Source organism: Amycolatopsis arida (genome assembly GCF_900115565.1).
Classification (GTDB): domain Bacteria; phylum Actinomycetota; class Actinomycetes; order Mycobacteriales; family Pseudonocardiaceae; genus Yuhushiella; species Yuhushiella arida.
In genome coordinates this window covers 850,978-872,502 of the sequence record NZ_FOWW01000001.1, presented here as the reverse complement: position 1 = coordinate 872,502, position 21,525 = coordinate 850,978, and the positions used below count along the sequence as shown (strand labels likewise).

Sequence of the window (21,525 nt, the reverse complement as noted above, 5' to 3'; positions counted from 1 at the left end):
GTCCCGGCTCCGAGAACCAGCTGGCAGGTGAGTCCCCGGCCTGTCAGGTCGACCTGTCGGCGCACTCCGATCCTCGGGGCCGCCGAATCTCTCGCAGCGACCGTTCGTGCCCGCGCGACGGAGTCCGCTCGCGCCGCACACGTGAAGGAACCTACGTCCATGTTCGACAGCACTTTCCCGGCAGTACACGACAACCGGTTGGCGATCATCGGGATCGGTTGCCGGTTCCCAGGAGGGGCCGGCGACTACCGTACGTACTGGCGAAATCTCCTCGATGGCAAGGACTGCCTCACCGAGACACCGCCCGATCGCTACGACGTCGCGACTCTCGCCAGCCGGGACAGGGCGAAGCCGGGCAGGCTGGTCGGTGGTCGCGGGGGCTACATCGACGGGTTCGACGAGTTCGACCCCGCGTTCTTCGGCATCGGCCCGCGCGAGGCGGAGCACATGGACCCGCAGCAGCGCAAGCTGCTGGAGGTCGCGTGGGAGGCGTTGGAGGACGGCGGGCAGCGGCCCGGTGAGCTGGCGGGCACGGACGTGGGGGTGTTCGTCGGCGCCTTCACCCTGGACTACAAGATCCTGCAGTTCGCGGACCTGAGCTTCGAGACGCTGGCCGCGCACACCGCCACCGGCACGATGATGACGATGGCGTCGAACCGGATCTCGTACTGCTTCGACTTCCGCGGCCCCAGCGTCTCCATCGACACCGCGTGCAGCTCGTCGCTGGTGGCGGTGCACCTGGCCGGCCAGAGCCTGCTGCGCGGGGAGACCGGCCTGGCGCTGGCCGGCGGCACGCTGCTGCACCTGACCCCGCAGTACACGATCGCGGAGACCAAGGGCGGGTTCCTGTCGCCGGAGGGACGCTCGCGAACCTTCGACGCCTCCGCCAACGGGTACGTGCGCGCCGAGGGCGTGGGCATGGTGGCCATCAAGCGGCTGGCCGACGCCGAGCGCGACGGCGACCCGATCCACGCGGTGATCGTCGGCACCGGCGTCAACCAGGACGGGCGCACCAACGGCATCACCGTGCCCAACGCCGACGCTCAGGTCCGGCTGATCCGGCAGGTGTGCGCCGAGGCGGGCATCGCCCCCGGCGACCTGCAGTACGTGGAGGCGCACGGCACCTCCACCCCGGTCGGCGACCCGATCGAGGCCAACGCGCTGGGCCGGACGCTGGCCGAGGGGCGCCTTCCCGGCTCCCGCTGCTACGTGGGCTCGGTCAAGACCAACATCGGCCACACCGAGTCCGCCGCGGGCATCGCGGGCCTGATCAAGACGGCCTTGGCGCTCGAGCACCGCCTCATCCCGCCGCACATCAACCTCACCGAGGTGAACCCGAAGATCGACCTGGACACGCTGCCCTTCGACATCCCCACCGAGGTGGTGCCCTGGCCCGAGCACGACGGTCCGGCCCGTGCGGGCGTGAACTCCTTCGGCTTCGGCGGCACCAACGCGCACGTCCTGCTGGAGGAGGCGCCGCCGCGCCCGGCGCGCCGCGAGCCCTCCGGGACCGTGGCCCGCACCGTGTTGCCGCTGTCCGCCCGCGACCCCCGCGCGCTGGGCGAATTGGCCGCGGGCATCCGCCGGGAGCTGGCCGCGGGTACTCCGCTCGCCGACATCGGCCACACCTTGGCGCACCGCCGCCAGCACCACGAGCACCGGTTGGCGGTCGCCTACGCGGGCGCCGGGGACCTCGACGAGGCGCTCGCCGCTCGCGAGCGCGGCGACGCGCACCCCGACGTGGTGGAGAACCAGGTGTCCGCCGAGCCGGCCGACCCGGTGTGGGTGTTCACCGGCATGGGCCCGCAGTGGTGGGGCATGGGCCGCGGCATGATGGCCGCCGAACCGGTCTACCGCGAGGTGATCGGGCGGGTCGACGCCGAGGTCCGCGCGCAGGCCGGCTGGTCGCTGATCGAGATGATGGCCGCCGACGAGGCCGACTCGGTGATGGCCGAGACGTGGCTCGCCCAGCCCGCCAACTTCGCGGTGCAGCTCGCCCTGGCCGCGGTGTGGCGCTCGCGCGGCGTGCGACCGGCCGCCATCGTCGGGCACAGCACCGGCGAGGTCGCCGCGTTCCACGAGGCCGGCGTCTACACCCTGGCCGACGCGGTCAGCGTGGTGCTGCACCGCAGCCGCCTGCAGCAGAAGCTCGTCGGCACCGGCACCATGCTCGCGGTCGGCCTGACCGAGGACGCCGCGACCGCTCGCACGCTGCCCTACGGCGACCACGTCTCCGTCGCCGCGGTCAACTCCCCGTCCGCGGTGACGCTGGCTGGCGACGAGGACGCCCTGGAGGAGCTGCGCGAGGCGCTGACCCTGGAGGGCGTGTTCGCCAAGTTCCTCACCGTCCGGGTGCCCTACCACAGCGCCCACATGGAGGCGATCAAGGACGAGCTGATCACCGCACTGGCCGACCTGCGCGGCCGGGAGGCGGAGGTTCCGCTCTACCTCACCGGCAGGGCGGGGCGTGCCCGCGGCCCGGAGCTCGACGCCGGCTACTGGTGGGACAACGTGCGCGAGCGGGTCCGGTTCCGCGCCGCGGTGGACGCCCTCGTCGCCGACGGCCACCGGCTGTTCCTGGAGATCGGGCCGCACCCGGTGCTCGCGCACTCCATCGCCGAGTGCCTGGCCGCCCGGGGCGTCGAGGGCCGCTCGGTGCCCTCGATCCGCCGCGTGGAGGACGAACCCGCCCGGTTCACCCGCTCGCTCGCCGAGTTGCACACCCTGGGCGTGCCGCTGGACTGGGACGCGCTCCAGCCCGCCGGCTCCCCGGTGCCGCTGCCGTGCTACCCGTGGCGGCGCGACCGGTACTGGGTGGAGCCCAAGCCGGTCGAGCAGGTCCGCCTGGGCCGGCGCGACCACCCGCTGCTGGGCCGGCGCGTCGAGGGCGCCGAGCCCACCTGGGAGGTTCGCCTGGACGTGGAGGACCTGCCCTACCTCGACGACCACCGCATCGAGGGCACCGCGCTGTTCCCCGCCGCCGGGTACGTGGAGATGGCCGTGCAGGCCGTGCGCGTGCTGACCGGCGGCGCGTCGGCGGCCGTGGCGGATGTGGAGCTGCGCAAGGCGCTGTTCGTGTCCGATACCGAGTCCCGGCCGGTGCGGCTGTCCTTCTCCGGGGAGAACGCCGGGTTCACCGTCGCCGCGGTCACCGACGGCGCGCGGGAGCGCGTGGTGTACGCGGCGGGCAACGTGCTGACCGGCCAGCGCGGCGGGTCGGCCGACCCACTGGACCTCGACGCCGTCCGCGCCCGGGCCCAGCGCGTCCTGGAGGGCCCCGACGCCTACGCGGAGCTGGCGCGGCTGGGCTACCACTACGGCCCCGCGTTCCAGGGCATCGCCGAGGTGTGGGTGTCCGAGGACGAGGCGCTGGCCCGCATCCGCCCGACCGCGGGCATCGACGCCGCCGGGCACCACGTGCACCCGGTGCTGCTGGACTCCTGCTTCCAGGCCCTGCTGACCCCGCTGCTGGCCGACGGTTCGGCCGCGGGCGACGGCGGCATCCGGCTGCCGCTGTCGATCAAGGAGGTCCGGCTCGACCCCGTGGGCGACCGCGAGCTGTGGGCCCACGCGGTGATCACCGACCGCGACGGCGGCGACCTGGTCGGCGACGTCCTGGCCTACACCGCCGACGGAACCCCGGTGGGGCACGTCCGCGGCTTGCGTGCGGCAGACGTCGAGCAGACGGCCACAACGGTCAGCCAGGCCACCGTCGACAGCTGGCTGGCCAGGGTGACATGGGTGAAATGCCGGCCCGCCCCCGAGCCCACGCGATCCGAGGGCCGCTGGTTGCTGCTGGCCGACTCCAGTGGGGTCGGGGACGAACTCGCCGCCGCGCTGCGTGCCACCAGTCGGCAGTGTCACCTGGTGCGCCTCGGTCGCGGCTACCGGCGCGGCCGGTGGGAGTCCACGGTGACCGCCGGGGACTCCAGGGATCTGTCCCGACTGGCCGCCGAGCTCACCGGTGAGCACCGTGACGGGTTCGAGGGCGTGGTGCACCTGTGGAACCTGGACCTCCCGGACCTGGAAGGTCTGTCCGACGCCGATCTCGACCACACCACCGGCCCGGGCGCGTATTCACTCGTCACGGTCGCGCGGTCGCTGCTCGCGGGCGACCTGACCGGCGGGCTGCACGTGGTCACCCGCGGCGCCCAGGCGGTCGTCAACGGCGACCAGGTACGGCCGCTGGGTGCCAGGGCCTGGGGGATCGGCAGGGTGCTGTGGCAGCACGAGCTGACCGCGCACCGCGGCAAGCTGGTCGACCTGGATCCCACCCCACCCGAAGGACCCGACGCCCGCCGGACCGAAACGGACACGCTGGTGCGCGAGATCCTCGCGCCCGTCGACGTGGAGGTCGACGGCGTCGGTGTGGTCGACGAGATCGCCCTGCGCGGCGGCGAGCGGCACACCAGCAGGCTCGCCCCGGCCGGACCGGATCTGACCGGGCCGCTGCCGCTGCGGCTGCGTCCGGACGGCAGCTACCTGGTCACCGGCGCGTTCGGCGCGCTGGGCAGGTTGCTGTGCCGAACGCTGGCCGCACGCGGCGCACGCAGGCTGATCCTCCTCGGCCGCACCGGGCTCCCTGAGCGGGCCTCGTGGGGCCGGGACACCCGCGACGGCCGGGCCGTACGGTTCGTCCGCGACCTGGAGGCCCAGGGTGTCCAGGTCATCCTGGCGCCGGTGGACCTCACCGACGAGCGGGCGTTCGTCACGTGGCTGGCGGACTATCGCCGTGACTGCGGCCTGCCCATCCGCGGCGTGTTCCACCTCGCCGGGCACGTCCGTGACGCCCTCGTCGCGACGATGGATCGCCTGAGCTTCGACTCCGTGCACAACCCCAAGGTCGTGGGCGCGTACCTGCTGCACCACCACCTGCGCGACGAGCCCCTCGACCACTTCGTGCTGTTCGCCTCGAGCGCGTCGGTGCTGACGACCGCGGGGCAGACCAACTACGCCGCGGCCAACGCCTTCCTCGACGCGCTGGCACATCACCGCCGCGCCCGCGGCCTGCCCGCGCTCAGCATCGACTGGGGTCCGTGGGCCACCGGCATGGTCGAAGAGCTCGGTTTGGTCGACCACTACCGGACCGCCCGCGGCATGAGCCCGCTGTCGGCGGCGGCGGGCATGGCCGCCCTGGAGCGGGTCATTGGCCAGGAGGAGGCGCAACTGGTCGTGGTGAACGTCGTCGACTGGTCGGTGCTGCTGTCCTGGTTCGGCACGCCGTCGCCGTTGGTCGCCGTACTCGCCGAGGCCGCCGCCGAGGTCCCCGAGGAGCCGGGCAGCTTCCTGGAGGCCGTCCACTCCGCCGACGCCGAGACTTGCCGTGACCTGGTGGCCCAGCGGTTCACCGCCGTCGTCGCCGACGTGCTCCGGGTGCCCGTCGAGCAGGTGAAGCCCTCCGCCGGGCTGGCCGCAGCCGGGCTGGACTCGTTGCTGGCGATGGAGGTGCGGGCCAGGATCAACAACGAGCTGGGGGTCAGCCTGCCCCTGGTGGCCCTGCTCAGCGGCACCCCGGTCGCCGAGCTCGTCGACCAGGTGCACGCGGAGCTGATCGCGCATGACGCCGTGGGTCAGCACGAGCAGAGGGCAGTGGAGGTGTTCACCGACGAACACTGCTTCCCGCTGACCCAGAACCAGAGAGCACTGTGGTTCCTCAAACAGCTCTACCCCGACGGCTTCGCCTACAACATCGGCGGCGCCGTCGAAGTGGCCGCGGAGCTGGACCCCGGGCTGATGTTCGACGCGGTGCGCGTGCTGACCGACCGACACCCCCTGCTGCGCGGGAACATCACGACGCAGAACGGGCAGCCGGTCCAGCGGATCCGGGCGTCGGTCGAGCCCGACACCGCGCTGTTCGACGTGGCGGACCTCAGCTGGGACGAGATCCAGCGGATGATCATCGCCGAGTACCGCAGGCCCTACGACCTGGAGCGCGACCGGTTGATGCGCTTCCGGCTCTTCCGCCTGGCAGCGGACCGCTGGGTGATCGTGAAAGCGGTGCACCACATCGTCTCCGACGCGCTCTCCACGTTCACCTTCATCGTGGAGCTGCTGGCCGTCTACGAGGGAATGCGCACCGGCCGGCCGGTGGAGCTGCCCGAGCCCACCGGGCGATACCTGGACTTCCTCAACTGGCAGAACCGGCTCCTGGCCGGCCCCGACGCCGACCGCATGCTGGCGTACTGGCGTGACCACCTGCCCGAGCAGGCACCGGTGCTGAACCTGCCGACCGACAGGCCGCGGCCGGCCGTCCGGACCGACAACGGCGCCTCGGAGTTCTTCGCACTGGACGCCGACCTCAGCGCCCGGGTGCGCCAGCTGGCCCGCCGGCACGACGTCACCGTCTTCGTGGTCCTGCTGACCGCGTACTACCTGCTGCTCAACCGCTACTCCGGACAGGACGACATCGTCATCGGCACTCCGGTGACCGGCCGCACCCAGAAGGACTTCGACTCGGTCTACGGCTACTTCGTCAACTCGCTGCCGTTGCGCGCGGACCTGTCCCGGACGCCGCGCGTCAGCAGCCTGATCGACCAGGTCCGCTCGACCGTCGCCAACGGGCTGGAGAATCAGGAGTACCCGTTCGTCCTGCTGGTCGACCAGTTGGGTCTGCGGCACGACCCGAGCCGGTCACCGGTGTTCCAGGTCCTGTTCACCTTCCTCGTGCACGACATGTCCGTGCAGAGGTACGGCTACCGCCTCGACTACATCGAGCTGCCGGAGGAGGAAGGCCAGTTCGACCTGACGCTCGCGGTCTACGAGGACGAGGCGGACAAGCGCTTGCACTGCGCGTTCAGGTACAACACCGACCTGTTCCTCAGCGCGACCGTGCACAGGATGACCAGGCACTACGTCAACCTGCTCGACAGCATGACCCGGGCGTCCGCCGACCCGGCGATCACGGAGCTGGCCCTGCTCGATCCGGCCGAGCGCACGGTGCTCCTCCACGAGTGGAGCGGCGCGGCGCGCACCGAGCCCGCCGACGTGCCGGTGCCGACGCTGATCACCGCGGCCGCGGCGGCGACACCGGACGCCGTCGCGGTCGTCGCACCCCGTGAGCTGGGCGTCGACGCGGACGCCGACCGGCTCACCTACGCCGAACTGGAGCGCCGCGCGACGGCACGGGCACGCGCACTGCGCGCCCGTGGCGTGGCCGGCGGCTCGATCGTGGCGGTGTGCCTGGAGAAGTCCGCCGAACTGGTGGTCACCCTGCTCGCCGTGCTCAAAGCCGGCGGCGCCTACCTCCCGCTGGACCCGGACCACCCGGATCAGCGCCTCAACCACATGATCAGCACCGCGGGCAGCACTCTCCTGCTGGCCGACGAACGCACCCACGAGCGGCTGGCCGGGCTCCACGTGCCGGTCACCGACGTGGCCGACCTCGTCCCGGCCGACGGCGACCCGGAGCCGGGGCCGGTCGACCTCGACAACCCCGCCTACGTCATCTACACCTCCGGCTCGACCGGCACCCCGAAGGGCGTCCGCGTCGACCACCGCAACCTCGCGTCCGCCTACGCCGCCTGGCAGCGGGAGTACCGGCTCGACACCGACGTGCGCGTGCACCTGCAGGTGGCGAACGTCGCCTTCGACGTGTTCACCGGCGATCTGGTCCGGGCGCTGTGCTCGGGCGGCACACTCGTGCTGGTGCCGCGCGACCTGCTGTTCGACACCGCGCGGCTGTACGACACGATGGTGGCCGAAGGCGTCGACTGCGTCGACATGGTTCCCTCGGTCGCGCGCCGCCTCGTGAGCCACTGCGAGCACACCGGCGCCAGGCTCGACTTCATGCGGCTGGTGGTCGTCGGTGCGGACGTGTGGAAGGTCGGGGAGCATCGGCGGCTCGAGGCGCTGTGCGGCTCGGACACCAGGGTGGCCAACTCCTACGGCGTCACCGAGGCCACGATCGACAGCACCTACTTCGACGGGCCGGTGGACGATGCGGAACCAGGCGGCATGGTCCCGATCGGGCGGCCGTTCCCCAACACCGCGCTCTACGTGCTCGACGAGCGAGGCGAGCCGGTGCCGCAGGGCGTCGTCGGCGAGCTGTGGATCGGCGGCTCCGGTGTCGCCGCGGGCTACCTGGGCGACCCGGAGCGGACGGCGCACCGCTTCACCACCCGCGATCTGGACGGCCGCGAGGTCCGGCTGTACCGCACCGGTGATCTCGCCCGGTGGACCGCGGGTGGCGTGCTCGTCTTCGTGGGGCGGGCGGACGGCCAGGTGAAGGTGCACGGCCACCGGGTCGAGGTCGGCGAAGTCGAGACCCACCTGACCCGGTGGCCCGACGTGGCCCAGGCGGCGGTGCTGGTGCGCCCCGACGCGCGTGGCGAGGACACCTTGTTCGCCTACTGCGTTCCCGCCGACGGGACCGACCTCGACGCCCGCGCGCTGCGCGCCCACCTCGGCGAGCACCTGCCGACCTTCATGATCCCGGCCCACCTCGTCGCGGTGCCGGAACTGCCGCTGACCCCCAACGGCAAGGTCGACGTGGACGCGCTGCCGACGCCCGCCCCGGAGGCCGACGACGGTCACCACGAACCGCCGGTCACCCTGTACGAGGTGCGCACCGCCGAACACTGGCAGGCCCTGCTCGACGTGGACCGGGTCGGCCTCGCCCAGGACTTCTTCGAGCTGGGCGGCAGTTCGATCGCACTGATCGAGCTGATCCACCACCTCCGGGCCGAGTTCGGCGTCACCATCCCGGTGAGCCTGCTGTTTCGGGCCACCACCCTGCGTGGCATGGCCAGGACGGTCGAGCACGTGGTCACCGGCCGGATCGCGGGCGCCAAGCCGTACCTGGAGTTCAATCCCGGCCAGGAGCCCACGCTGTTCTGCTTCCCACCCGCGGGCGGGCACGGCCTGGTCTATCGGCTGCTGGCCACCCACCTGACCGGGTACCGGCTCATCGCGTTCAACTACGTGCCCGGCGACGACAAGGTGGCCGAGTACGCCGACCTCGTGGCATCGGTCCAGCCCGAGGGGCGCTACCGCCTGTTCGGCTACTCGCTCGGCGGCAACCTCGCCTTCGAGGTGGCCAAAGAGCTGGAGCGGCGCGGGTACGCCACGGACCGTGTGGTGATCATGGACTCCTATCGGATCCCCGAGCGGTTCACCGTCGCCGACGAGCACATCGCGGGGTTCGAACACGAACTGGCCGATCGCTTCAACCGGCACACCGGCACCGCCACGGTGACAGCGGAGGCCATGCGACAGGCCCGCGAATACCTGCACTACGCCAGCCGCACCCCCAACCTGGGAACGGTGTCCGGCCCGATCACGGTGATCTCCGACGAACACAAGGCCGGGTCCTACGCCCTCGAGGCGCCCGGCACGTGGCACGGAAGCTCCACCGCGGGCACCACCGTGCTGGCCGGGTCCGGCGAGCACGCCGACATGCTGGACGGAGAGCACGTCGTCCGCAACGCGGAACTGCTGCGCGCCGCTTTCGCATCGCGCGGCACCGGCGATGTCGCGTAGGACGAGCGTCGGGCGAGGTCCGCGGCGCGCCAAACCTGGTGGTGTAACAGGTCGACGACACCCCGTCCGACTGGACCCCGCCCCGTTCCCACAACCGGCGTCGCTGGATCACTGTGCGGACGGCGCGGGGGACAGCACGAAAGGCGGGAACAGCGTCAGGGTGGCGACGGTCAGCCCGCGTCACTCCGAGTCCGGCACGGGCTTGGCGGCCACGCCGAGCAGGTAGTCGCCGCGGATCCGGGTGACCGAGCCGAGGACCACGAGCCCGTGCTGGGCCAGCTCGACGAGGAACCGCTCGGCGGTGAACCGGTTCCCGGTGGGGTGGTCGAACAGCCGCTGGTAGATGGGGCGCGCCAGGGCGTGGGCGGTGACCTCCTCGAAGTAGAACCGCCCGCCCGGTGCCAGGACCCTGGCGACCTCGGCGATCGCGGCCGGCCAGTCCGGGATGTGATGGACGATCCCGAAGTCGAACACCGCGTCGTAGCCGCCGTCGTCGGCATCCAGCGCCGCGCGCAGATCGGTCGCGCTGCCGTGCGCGAGCCGAACCCGATCTCCGTAGCGCGCGAGGCGCCGGCCGGCGCGCTCGATCATCGCCCGGTCCAGGTCCACGGCGTCCACGCGGGCGGCGCCGAACCGCTCCAGCACCAGCTGCGAGCCGTACCCGGAGCCACACCCGATTTCCAGCGCCCGCGCCCCTGGGAGCACCCGGCCGCCGAACCGCAGCAGCACCTGGGTCTCGTAGAAGCGCTGCAGCCAGCGTCGGGGAGGGGAGTTCACCAGCGCGGTCTCGACCTTGTTCATCAACATTGGCCAACCTCGATTACATCAAATCTCGCCGCTATCATCGCCTCGTGACGATGAATAGCACGGATGGCTGCCTCGCGTCGAGTACGGCGGGGTTGGACCCGGCGGTGGCGCTGTTCCACAGCCTCTCGGACGCCACCCGGCTGGCGATCGTGCAGCGCCTCGCCCACGGGGAGGCCCGGGTCGCCGATTTGGTGACCGAGCTGGGGATGGCGCAGTCCACGGTCTCGGCGCACGTGGCCTGCCTGCGCGACTGCGCGCTGGTGGTGGGCCGGCCGCAGGGCCGGCAGGTGTTCTACAGCCTCGCCCGGCCGGAGCTGATGGACCTGTTGGCGTCGGCGGAGACGCTGCTGGCCGCGACCGGCAACGCGGTGGCGCTGTGCCCGAACTACGGCACCGACGCCCCTGCCGAGCCCGTTCAGGGCAGCAAGGAGATCGCTCGATGAGTGACGCGTGCGGCTGCGGCCACGACGCACCCGCCACCGGCGAGGAAGCAGAGGAGCACGAGCCGGAACGGCTGTCGCACGTCCGGGAGCTCCGGTTCGCGGCGATCTCCGGGGTGCTCCTGCTCGCCGCGCTGATCGCCGGCTGGGCCGGCGCGCCGCGGCCGGTCGGGCTCGTGCTGGCGGCGGCGGCGTTGCTGGCCGGCGCCTACACCTTCATCCCGGCCACGCTGAAGCGCCTGGTCAAGGGCAAGATCGGGGTCGGCACGCTGATGACCATCGCCGCGGTCGGCGCGGTCATCCTCGGCGAGGTGGGCGAGGCCGCGACACTGGCCTTCCTGTTCTCCATCAGCGAGGGCCTGGAGGAGTACTCGCTGGCCCGCACCCGCCGCGGCCTGCGCGCCCTGCTGTCCCTGGTTCCCGACCAGGCCACCGTGCTGCGCGAGGGCACCGAGAGCGTGGTGTCCCCGGCCGAGTTGCGGGTCGGCGACCGGATGCTGGTCAAGCCCGGGGAGCGGATCGCCACCGACGGGATCATCCGCGACGGCCGCACCGCCCTCGACGTCTCGGCGATCACCGGCGAGTCCGTGCCGGTCGAGGCGGGCCCCGACAGCGAGGTGTTCGCCGGATCGATCAACGGCACCGGCGTGCTGGAGGTCGAGGTCACCACCGTCGCCGAGGACAACTCCCTCGCGCGGATCGTGCGGATCGTGGAAGCCGAGCACGCCCGCAAGGGCGCCTCCCAGCGACTGGCCGACCGCATCGCCACACCGCTGGTGCCCGGCATCATGATCGCCGCCGCGCTGATCGCGGTGCTCGGCAGCCTGCTCGGCGACCCGACCACCTGGATCGAGCGCGCCCTGGTCGTGCTCGTCGCCGCCTCCCCCTGCGCGCTGGCGATCTCCGTCCCGGTTGCCGTGGTCGCCGCGGTGGGCGCGGCCAGCAAGCTCGGCGTGCTGGTCAAGGGCGGCGCCGCGCTGGAAGCCCTCGGCACGGTGCGCGGCGTGGCGTTGGACAAGACCGGCACCCTGACCGCGAACCGGCCCGCCGTCATCGACGTCGCCAGCACGAACGGCGCCGGCCGTGACCAGGTCCTGCACCTGGCGGCAGCGCTGGAAGCGCGCAGCGAACACCCGCTCGCCCGGGCGATCCTCGCCGCCGTCGACGACGTCACCCCGGCCTCGGTCGTGGAGGCCGTCACCGGCGCCGGGCTCACCGGCCGCCTGGAGGGGCGCGCCCTCCGGCTCGGTCGCCCCGGCTGGCTGGACCCCGGCCCACTGGCCGTGGACGTGGAGCGGATGCAGCGGGCCGGAGCGACCGCGGTACTGGTCGAGCGGGACGGCCAGGTCCTCGGCGCGATCGCGGTCCGCGACGAGCTGCGCCCCGAGGCCGCCGAGGTGGTGGCCCAGCTACGCCGGGACGGCTACCACGTCACGATGCTCACCGGCGACAACCACGCCACCGCCACCGCACTCGCCACCGACGTCGGTATCGACGACGTGTCCGCCGAACTCCGCCCGGAGGACAAGGCCCGCCTGATCGGCACGCTGCGCGGCCGACGCTCCACGGCGATGGTGGGCGACGGGGTGAACGACGCGCCCGCCCTGGCCGCCGCCGACGTGGGCATCGCGATGGGCGCGATGGGCACGGACGTGGCGATCGAGACCGCCGACGTCGCGCTCATGGGCGAGGACCTGCGACACCTGCCCCAGGCGTTCACCCACGCCCGCCACGCCCGCCGGATCATGCTGCAGAACGTCGGCCTGTCCCTCGGGCTGATCATCGCGTTGATGCCGCTGGCACTGTTCGGCGTGCTCGGCCTGGCCGCGGTGGTGCTGGTGCACGAGCTGGCCGAGGTCGTCGTCATCGCCAACGGCGTCCGCGCCGGCCGCACCGAGCCCCTGCGGATCACGGCTGGCACCCACCAGCCAGCGTTGACGTCCAGCGCGGCGGAGACCCCCTCGTGACCGCGGGTGCACAGGGGCCGCCGCTCAACTACTATCTACGTAAGTAGGCAGTAGATAGGTGCGGAGGAACTGTGGAGTCACTGCTGTTGACGATCGCGGTCCTGGCCTGCCCGGTCGGGATGGGGCTGATGATGTGGATGATGATGGGGCGCGGCAGGGGCTTCGGCGAGGACGGGAACGCGCAGGTCGGCCAGCTGCGTGCCGAGCTCGACGAGCTCAAGGCCGAGCGCGCCGCGCGTACGGAGGGAACTCGGTAGATGTCCACGCTGGTCACCGCGCTCATCGCGGCCGCTGCCGTCGCGGCGGTGTACTTCTTCTGCCTCCGGCCGATGCGGCAGGGCCGCTGCGGGATGATGGGCGGTTCGCGGGACGCGGAGCTGGATCGGCGGATCGCCGACCTGCGCGAGGAGATCCGGGTGCTGCGGGCACAGGACTCGCTGGACTCGGGACAGGTGCCGACGACCCGGCCGAGCCCGCCCGCGGACACCTGAGCCTGCCCAGGCTCCCGATCGTCGCGGCCACGATCCTACTATGGCACTACGTAGTTGAGGGGTGTCGTGGCTGGGAGAGGGATGTCTGAACCTGCTCTGTCGCGCCGGAGTGTGCTCCTGGGCGCGGTCGGCGTGGGTGGCGCGGCCATGACCGCCGGTGCCTGGTGGGCGTTCCGTCCTGAGGAAGCGGCGGGGGCGGGACGGGTGTCGGCGTCGTCGGAGGAAGTGCGGCGGGTGGAGCAAGTCCGGCGCGGCCGGGGCACGGGTCGCACGGTGCGGGCGTCGCTGACCGCCGAGCCGGTCGAGGTGGACCTCGGCGGCCGGACGGTGCGGACCTGGGCCTACGACGGACGGGTGCCGGGGCCCGTCCTCCGGTGTCGTGCCGGGGACCAGCTCGAGGTCGAGGTGGCCAACCGATTACCCGAGCCGACCACGGTGCACTGGCACGGCTTGCGGATCCGCAACGACATGGACGGCGTGCCGAACCTCACCCAGGCGCCGATCGCTGCGGGCGAGAGCATGCGCTACTCGTTCGTCGCGCCGGATCCGGGCACCTACTGGTTTCATCCGCACGTCGGGGTGCAGCGTGAGCGTGGCCTGTACTGCCCATTGGTCGTCGACGATCCTCGGGACGCCGGCGACTACGACGTCGAGTTCCTCGTGGTGCTCGACGACTGGATCGACGGCGCGGTCGCGACCCCGGACCAGGTGCTGGCCGCACTGCGTACCGGTGGAATGGACGCGAGGTTCCGGACGCCGGTCCAGGCCGGACGGATCGTCGACCGGTCGTCGATGTGGCAGTACCACGTGCCGGCCGCGCTGGCGAACCCGCCGGCCGGCATCCCGCCGGTGCCGCCGGCCACCCGGCTGGCCAGCAGCGTGGAGTTCCCGTTCTACCTGCTCAACGGACGGCTGCCGACGGCGCCGGAGACCTTCCGCGCCAGGCCCGGCCAACGGGCCCGGATCCGGTTGGTCAACGCCGCGGGGGCGACGGTGTTCCGGGTCGCCCTCGGCGGCCACCGGCTCACCGTGACGCACACCGACGGCTTCCCGGTCGAGCCGGTCACCGTCGACACGCTGCAGCTCGGCTCGGGGGAGCGCTACGACGTGCTGGTCACCCTCGACGACGGGACGTTTCCCCTGGTCGCCGTCGCCGAGGGCAAGGGAGCGCAGGCACTGGGAGCCGTGCGCACCGCCGCCGGGCCGGTTCCTCGGCCCACCGCCGCGCCGCGCGAGCTGGCCGGGCGGCTCCTCGCCCTCGCCGACCTCCAGGCCACCCCCGAGGTCCGGATGGACGACCGGAGCCCCGACGTGCACCACACGCTGTACCTGACCGGCGACATGTCCACGTTCGAGTGGCGGATCAACGCCGAGACCTACAACCACCACCGCCCGTTCGACGGCATCACCCCGATGCCGGTGCGCGCGGGGCAGCACGTCCGGCTGGAGATGATCAACCAGACCCCGATGTACCACCCGATGCACCTGCACGGGCACACCTTCGCCATCCGGACGATCGGCGACGCCAGCGGAGCCGGGGACACCGACATGCCCACCGGCACCCGCAAGGACACCGCGATGGTGGCGCCGGGCGAGCGCCTGCTCGTGGACTTCACCGCCGACAACCCGGGACAGTGGCTCGTCCACTGCCACAATGCCTACCACATGGCCACCGGCATGGCGTCGATGCTGTCGTACCTGCCGACCCGGCGATCCGGTTGAACGCGGGGCGATGCTGGACGTCGTGTCCACGCCCCGTACCTCGCCCACCTCGCCACGGCGTAACCCTTGAAGGAGGACAACGTGTCCGCACGCGACCGCAGTGCCCGCTGGCAACGCCACTGGGACAAGCACTCCCGCACCTATGACCGGCAGATGCGGTTCATGGACCGGGTGCTGTTCGCGGACTCCCGCCGGTGGGCGTGCTCGCGCGCCACCGGTGACGTGCTCGAGGTCGCGGTGGGCACCGGGTTGAACTTCGACGTCTATCCCGACGACGTCACCCTGACCGGGATCGACCTCAGTGAGGACATGCTGGCCATCGCCCGCACCAGGACGGCCGAGCTCGGCCGCCCCGTGACACTCCTGCAGGGCAACGCCCACGCGCTGCCCTTCGACGACGCCACGTTCGACACCGTGGTGTGCACGTTCGGCCTCTGCGCGATCCCGGACGTCGACGCCGCCGTCACCGAGATGCGCCGGGTGCTGCGACCCGGTGGCCGGCTGGTGCTGGTCGACCACGTGCACAGCTCGTCGCGACTGGTGCGGGTGGTGCAACGGCTCCTGGAGCTCGGCACGGTCCCCCTGGCCGGTGAGCACTTCCTGCGCAGGCCGCTCCACCACGTCCGCGCGGCCGGGTTCACCATCGAGGACGTGCAGCGCTTCAAGATCGGCATCGTGGAACGGCTCACCGCCCACACGCCAGTCGACGGCTGACGTCGCCACGGGAAGATTCCGGCGAACCGTAAGGCCTGTGGATCCCATGGTCGGCATTGGGGTCTCGGAGCGCGGCGGCGAGGGCGGCAGGTTCGTGCGACCGAAGTGGCGCGGTCGCTTGACTTCATGTCCACATCAATCCGCAGACTTCCGGGTATGTGCAACGAACGCCACCGGTCCGGCCCTCCCGCGGGCGAGCGGGCATCCGGGTCCGAACTCGGGAACGGCTCGCCCCCAGTAACCCGCAGCGAGGTGTCCTTCGACTCCGCCGGGCAGCGTTGCGACGCCTGGCTCTATCGTCCTGCTGGCCCGGGTCCTGTTCCGTGCGTGGTGATGGCCCACGAGTTCGGTGGAAGCAGGTCCGCGCGCCTAGACGCCTTCGCCGAGCGGTTCAGCCGCGCGGGTCTGGCGGTGCTGGTCTTCGACTATCGACACCTCGGCACGAGCGAGGGCCAACCGCGTGGACTCATCGACATCGACAGGCAACGCGACGATTACCGCGCTGCCGTGACCTACGCCAGAGGCCTGCGCGGCATCGACGCTGGCGGGATCGCCCTGTGGGGGACGTCGTTCAGCAGTGGCCACGTGCTGACGCTCGCCGCGGAGGATTCCGAGATCGCCGCGGGAGTCATCCAGAACCCGTACGTCGACGGCCCCGCCGGTGTCCGCAAGTCCCGCGCCTCGGCCGGCCTCAGGACGTCCCGCGCCCTGGCGCGCGCGTGGATCCGCGACGAACTTCGCAACCTGCGCGGCAGAGAGCCGCACCGGGTGAAGCTCGTCGGAGAACCCGGATCGGTGGCCATCTGGACGACACCGGACGCACTGGCCGGGTACGAGTCCATCCTGCCCGCCGACCGCGCGGGGTGGGAACCAGCGGTTCCCGCCCGGATCCTGCTCCGCACCGTCTTCGACCGCCCCATCCGAGGGATCCGCGCCATCACCTGCCCGCTGCTGGTGTGCGTGTGTGACCGGGACCGGATCGCCCCGGTCCGGCCCGCCATCCGGGTCGCTCGGCACGCCCCGCGCGGTGAGCTCCGTCGCTATCCACTCGGACACTTCGACGTCTTCACCGGCGACGGCTTCGACCAGGTCGTCAGCGACCAGACCGCGTTTCTGCGACGGGTGCTGCACACCCAGCCGTAACCGGTGGCGGTTCCGAGCGCCTCCCGGTACGGCTCGCCCGCCAGCTGGTGACCAGAGCGGTGCCGGCGATGAGCACGCTGGCCGATCCGGCCGCCCAGAGCGTGATCTCGCCGGCGAGGACCTGGTCGCCGAGCACGCCGCGTCCCCAGGGGCGGGACGGGCCGGTGTCGCCGTACCCGCCGATGTCGGTGTGCGCGCGCAGCAGCGCCACACCCAGGACGTCCAGCAGCGCCACCATCGCCCCGAGCGTGATCGCCCGAGCCCACGGCGTGGGCCGGTGCGGTGCGGCGTCGATGCCGAGAACGCCCCACCAGAAGGCGTAGCCCGTCATCAGCACGAGCCCGGCGGTGGCGAGGTAACCGGCGTCGGAGCGCCACGCGGTCTCGTGAAGTCCGGCGAAGTGGACGACGAACGCCAGCACACCCTGCACGGTCAACGCGACGGGCGGGCGCACCAGGACACGCAGCGGGCGCGAGCCGAGCAGATCCCGCAGCCACTCGCGTGGCCCGGGCCAGCGCGGGTCCGTGGCCGGGGTGAGCGCGCGCCGGGCGAGGGTGACCGGGCGCCCGGCGACCAGCAGCAGGGGGGCGGGCAGGGCCAGCGCGAGGTGCTGGACCAGGCCGGCGCTGAACAGCACCTCGGCGTAGCGGGCGAGCCCGCCACCGATGACCCAGGCGATCAGCAGCCACCCGGTGACCCAGCTGGCGGACGACGTCAGCGGCCAGGTCTCGCCGTCTCGGCGTAGCCGGCGGACGCCGGCGAGGTAGAGCAGGACCGCGACGGTGGCGATCGTCAGGAACACGGGTTCGGGTCGCCCGGTCAGCAGCAGGGAGCGCACTCCCGGTGCCTCCGGCATCGCGACGCCGCCCACGTCGGCCGGGCCGTGCGCGCCTCCCGCCGACTCGCCGGCCGGGGTGGGCGTGCGGGACAGCCCGACGGCCAGACCGATGGAGGCCGCGACGATCACCAGCTCGACCGTGGCCAGCTGGGCGAACGCCGCCCGCCGCCCGCGGCGCAACGCGGGAAGCGTGCGCAGGCGGTGCAAACCGCCGACGGCGGCGAGTACTCCGAACGCGCCGACCTTGGCCAGCACCAGCCAGCCGTACGGGCTCTGCCACAGGCCGCTGAGCGGGTCGAGCCGCGCGAGGACGTTCAGCAGCCCGGACAGGCCCACCGCGGCCAGGCACCACCCGGCGAGCCGCGAGTAGCGGCGCGCCGCGCGATCGAGATCCGCGGTGGGGAGCCGATGCGCCAGCGTCAGCGCCAGCAGCCCACCCGTCCACAGCACGACCCCGACGATGTGCATCAGCATCGCCGAGATGGCCATTCGGTGATCACCGGAGCCGCCCCCCGAGTGACCACCGAACGCCGGCGGCAGGGTCGCGGCCAGCGCGAGCGCGAGGAGCACCACCACACCGGCCCGCGAGAGCACGGCCCGGCAGGCCACGGCGAGCACCGCGACGAGGCCGGCGACCACCAGCAGACCCGGAACCGGGGGCAGGCCGAGCCCGGAGCCGAGGACTCGCGGGTCACCGACGACCTCGCCCAGCGGACGCCCGAGGATGTCGGAGACGGTGTAGCCGGCGCCCAGCACGGTGGCGGTGAACCAGACCAGCGCCGTCCAACCGGCGGCCCGCGTCCATCGGTAGGCGTGCGGCCCCACCGTCCGCGCCGGCTGGTCCGAGCTCCGCCGCGGAATCGGGCCGAGCACCGCGGCCGCCAACAGGAGCCCGACCGTCGCGACGGCCGCCACGTCGCCGAGCACCCGGGTCGCCGGCAGTGCCCACGGGGTCACCGGTCCCGGCCCCGGCAGGCCGGGCAGCTGGCCGGCGCTCGCGCCCCCGCCGAGCCGCAGGACCACGGCCACCGTCAGGAACGCGGCGGTGAGGCCGGCGATGGCGAGCCCGAGCGCGGCCACCCGACCACCGCGAGCGCCGCGCCCGGGCACGCTGCCTGCCGACGAACCCTTCACCACACCGGCAGCTTAGTCCTAACCAGCATAGTAGTTCGCCAGGGTCTGGCCATGGTGCCGCACACCACGCCCACCGGCCAGCGACCGACCGGGTTCAGCGCCGCGCTTACCGGCGGGGCGCCCGCTTCCTGCGCAACACGCGACGCAGGACGTCCGATTCCTTCTCCGACGCGGTGGCGGCGAAGTGCATCAGGACGCCCTCGGGGTCGCCCGAGGAGTCGAGCACCTCCCGCAGGGCCCGCGCCGCGGCTTCCTCCCGGCTGAACAGCGGTCGGTAGAGGTAGGCCTTGCCGTGCAGCTCGCGCTCGACCCAGCCCTTCCGGAACAGGTTGTCCAGCACGGTCATCACGGTGGTGTACGCGAGCGGCTTGCCGGTGTCCAGCCGCGCCAGGACGTCGCGAACCCTGGCCGGCTCCTCGGCCCGCCACAGCACGTCCATCACCGCGGCTTCGAGTTCACCGAGCCCGCGCATACCCGCACCCACGATGATGGACAGTACCTCAGCGACGTGGCGTCCGGCCGGGTCGGCCGAGGTTCCCGGCGACGCTTCACCGGCCCGGATCGCGGTGGCGTTCGACGGCGGCGCGCACCTCGTCGAGGCCGCGGAACACGAGGGGGGCGGTGACGCGTTCCCGCACAGCGGTCGTGTGCGGCCTTCGCGGTGTCGTGTTGGACGCTGCCGTCAACGTGGCGCCAGCGGTGAGCTCAACCAGTCCCAGCCGAGGTCGAGCCACCCGTTGACCAGCCCGAGCGCGCCGGTCAACCAGAGGGTCACCAGCACGACCAGACCCGTGGCGGCGCCCAGCCCGATCCGTACCCCCGGGTGCTGGCGCCGCAGCCAGGCAGCCCAGCGCCGGTAGGTGCCGAGGGCGTAGGTGTTGACGTGGTGGGCCCAGACGAACTCGGTGGCCAGGATGCCGAGACCGGCGAACACCACCAGCCATCCTGGCCCCGGATACGGGATGAGCACCACGCCCGCGAGCACGACGACACCGCCGAGCGCACCGACCACGACCCGGTAGGCCGAGTTGAGCGCGGGCCTGGCGCGAAGGCGCTCCCGCCCCGGACGGTGCCTGCCTGGCTGGGTCACGACGTCGTCCTGCCGCGAGGTGGGGTTCGGCTCGGCCGGGTCCCGCACGATCCACCTGCCTTGTCGCGACACGTCAACTACGGTCCATGCTAGGAGTACTGGCGTCGAATCGGCACACCGTCTACGATCTTGAGTAGTAGTGGTCGTTCCGACCCCCGGCAGGACCACTACCCGGTGAGGCCGGCGCCGATTGTCTCCTTCCAGCGTTGGCCTCCGCGCTGTGCCGGACGGGCCCGACCCCCAGGGGCCCGTCCGGCCTCCACCGTGTCGCGTGCTGGTCGTGGCAGGTCAGTAGGGGGTGCTCGGGTCGCACAGGACAGTGGCGGCGGCGAGCACGGGCCCGGCGGCCAGCAGCGTCACCATGACGGTGAGGAACAGGCGGGTGCGCATCCGCTGGCGGAGGCTGGCGGGCTCGGCGAGCCGCTCGGCGCGGGCGAGAACTCCCACGGCCGTGGCGCCCAGCGCGCGGGTGGGCAGCGAGGCGGCCCCGGAGAGGGTGAGCAGCGCCCCGAGCACGGTGTGGGAGCCGTGGTCGCGCGCCGCGGCGTCGTCGGCGCACATCTCCAGCAGGCGGGCGATCTCGGCGGTGCCGGTGGTGAACAGGTCGACCCGGGGCAGCACCGTGGCCAGGCCGCGGGTGGCGGCCAGCAGAAGATGGTGGCGGCCGGCGAGGTGGGCCCGTTCGTGGGCCAGGACCGCGCCCAGCTGGTGATCGTCGAGCGCGTCCAGGGCGCCGCTGGTGACGACGATGGTGTTCGGCCGGCCGGCGACACAGTAGGCGAGCCGTTCGGGGGCGTCGAGGACGACGGCGTCGGACCCCGGCATGCGCCGTCCGACCACACGCGCCATCCGGGCGTGGTCGTGGGTGCGGGACCGTGCGCGGACCAGGGACCGGCCCATCCGGACGGCCAGGACCGCCGCGGCCGCCAGCGCCAGCGCGGTGAGTGTGAACAGTCCGAGCTGGAGGACGGGTCCGGCGCCGCCGGTGGCCACCCCCTGCAGCGCCGCGAAGCAGGTGCTGATGATCCGGCCCGGCTGGTTCCAGTCGTGGACCAGCTCGATCACCAGGAACACCGCCGCCGCGGCCCAGGACGCCAGCACGCTGCCGATCGCGACCAGCCATGCCGTGACGCCGAGCCGCGGAGCCACCCCGGCTCGGGTCCACCGGACCAGCTGGCGCGGCCCGAACACGGCCACCGCGAGGCTGTACAGCAGCAGGCAGGCGGCGACACTCATTCGGCCTCCTTGCCTGATACCGGCTTGCCCGATACCCGCTTGCCCGACGCCCGCGTGCCCGACGTCCACCGGCGCAGCACGTCACGCAGCCGGGAGGACTCGTCGTCGGTCATCTGCTCGAGGAAGCGAGTGAGCACGACGTCAGGATTCCCCCCGGCGTCCAGTGCGTCACGCATCAACCGGGCGCTGTACTCCTCCCGAGTGAGGGTGGGCCAGTACCGGAACGCCCTGCCCTGCCGTTCGCGGGCCAGCCAGCCCTTGCGGTGCAGGTTGTCCATGGTCGACATCACGGTGGTGTAGGCGATCTCCCGGGTCGTCTTCAGGGACTCGAAGACCTCACGGACCGTGATCGTGTCCGCGCAGGTCCACACGCGGTCCATCACGACCGCTTCGAGCTCCCCGAACCCGCGCATCCGCCCTCCCGTGCTACCTCGGCCCCATCCAGCCTACGTGGGCGGATCGGCCC

At 72.5% G+C, this 21,525-nt stretch carries 14 protein-coding genes; 8 read left to right on the top strand and 6 right to left on the bottom strand.

All coding sequences use genetic code 11. From position 1 onward, the window contains the following. The first annotated feature begins 159 nt into the window (after nucleotides 1-159). On the top strand, nucleotides 160-9,477 hold the full coding sequence (locus BM051_RS04065) for a non-ribosomal peptide synthetase/type I polyketide synthase (protein ID WP_092527993.1): 9,318 nt from the start codon (nucleotides 160-162) through the stop codon (nucleotides 9,475-9,477). A gap of 180 nt (nucleotides 9,478-9,657) precedes the next feature. Here the strand turns inward: BM051_RS04065 and BM051_RS04060 are convergent, their stop codons facing one another. Beyond that, on the bottom strand, nucleotides 9,658-10,284 hold the full coding sequence (locus BM051_RS04060; protein WP_243859540.1) for a class I SAM-dependent methyltransferase: 627 nt from the start codon (nucleotides 10,282-10,284) through the stop codon (nucleotides 9,658-9,660). A 44-nt stretch (nucleotides 10,285-10,328) separates the two neighbouring features. Between BM051_RS04060 and BM051_RS04055 the strand changes: the two genes are divergently transcribed. From BM051_RS04055 to BM051_RS04025, 7 genes are all read left to right on the top strand, one after another. After that, nucleotides 10,329-10,727: an ArsR/SmtB family transcription factor gene (locus tag BM051_RS04055; protein WP_092527990.1), complete on the top strand. Its 399-nt coding sequence runs from the start codon at nucleotides 10,329-10,331 to the stop codon at nucleotides 10,725-10,727. Then, on the top strand, nucleotides 10,724-12,691 hold the full coding sequence (locus tag BM051_RS04050; protein ID WP_092527987.1) for a heavy metal translocating P-type ATPase: 1,968 nt from the start codon (nucleotides 10,724-10,726) through the stop codon (nucleotides 12,689-12,691). Before BM051_RS04055 ends, BM051_RS04050 begins: the two co-directional genes overlap by 4 nt. 71 nt (nucleotides 12,692-12,762) lie before the next feature. After that, entirely contained in the window at nucleotides 12,763-12,948 is a 186-nt protein-coding gene (locus BM051_RS04045; protein ID WP_092527984.1) for a hypothetical protein, read from the top strand. Continuing rightward, the gene (locus BM051_RS04040) at nucleotides 12,949-13,182 is read left to right on the top strand and encodes a hypothetical protein (RefSeq protein WP_092527981.1); all 234 of its coding nucleotides are present in this window, start codon (nucleotides 12,949-12,951) and stop codon (nucleotides 13,180-13,182) included. A gap of 81 nt (nucleotides 13,183-13,263) precedes the next feature. Then, complete coding sequence (locus BM051_RS04035; protein ID WP_092527978.1) at nucleotides 13,264-14,904, top strand: multicopper oxidase family protein; 1,641 nt, start codon at nucleotides 13,264-13,266, stop codon at nucleotides 14,902-14,904. An 81-nt stretch (nucleotides 14,905-14,985) separates the two neighbouring features. Further along, a complete protein-coding gene (locus BM051_RS04030; RefSeq protein WP_424923277.1) occupies nucleotides 14,986-15,618 on the top strand; it encodes a class I SAM-dependent methyltransferase in 633 nt (210 codons plus the stop codon). Between the two features lie 126 nt (nucleotides 15,619-15,744). After that, nucleotides 15,745-16,761: an alpha/beta hydrolase gene (locus tag BM051_RS04025; protein ID WP_341770798.1), complete on the top strand. Its 1,017-nt coding sequence runs from the start codon at nucleotides 15,745-15,747 to the stop codon at nucleotides 16,759-16,761. Here the strand turns inward: BM051_RS04025 and BM051_RS04020 are convergent. The 5 genes from BM051_RS04020 to BM051_RS04000 form a co-directional block, all read right to left on the bottom strand. Then, entirely contained in the window at nucleotides 16,712-18,736 is a 2,025-nt protein-coding gene (locus BM051_RS04020) for a bifunctional copper resistance protein CopD/cytochrome c oxidase assembly protein (protein ID WP_134046154.1), read from the bottom strand. The genes BM051_RS04025 and BM051_RS04020 overlap by 50 nt on opposite strands. Nucleotides 18,737-18,839: 103 nt before the next feature. Next, nucleotides 18,840-19,205: a BlaI/MecI/CopY family transcriptional regulator gene (locus BM051_RS04015; protein ID WP_092527970.1), complete on the bottom strand. Its 366-nt coding sequence runs from the start codon at nucleotides 19,203-19,205 to the stop codon at nucleotides 18,840-18,842. Nucleotides 19,206-19,415: 210 nt separating this feature from the next. Next, nucleotides 19,416-19,895: a TIGR02611 family protein gene (locus tag BM051_RS04010; RefSeq protein ID WP_243859539.1), complete on the bottom strand. Its 480-nt coding sequence runs from the start codon at nucleotides 19,893-19,895 to the stop codon at nucleotides 19,416-19,418. A 216-nt stretch (nucleotides 19,896-20,111) separates the two neighbouring features. Then, a complete protein-coding gene (locus BM051_RS04005) occupies nucleotides 20,112-21,059 on the bottom strand; it encodes a M56 family metallopeptidase (protein WP_092527967.1) in 948 nt (315 codons plus the stop codon). Continuing rightward, nucleotides 21,056-21,472: a BlaI/MecI/CopY family transcriptional regulator gene (locus tag BM051_RS04000; RefSeq protein ID WP_092527964.1), complete on the bottom strand. Its 417-nt coding sequence runs from the start codon at nucleotides 21,470-21,472 to the stop codon at nucleotides 21,056-21,058. Before BM051_RS04000 ends, BM051_RS04005 begins: the two co-directional genes overlap by 4 nt. Nucleotides 21,473-21,525: the final 53 nt, after the last annotated feature.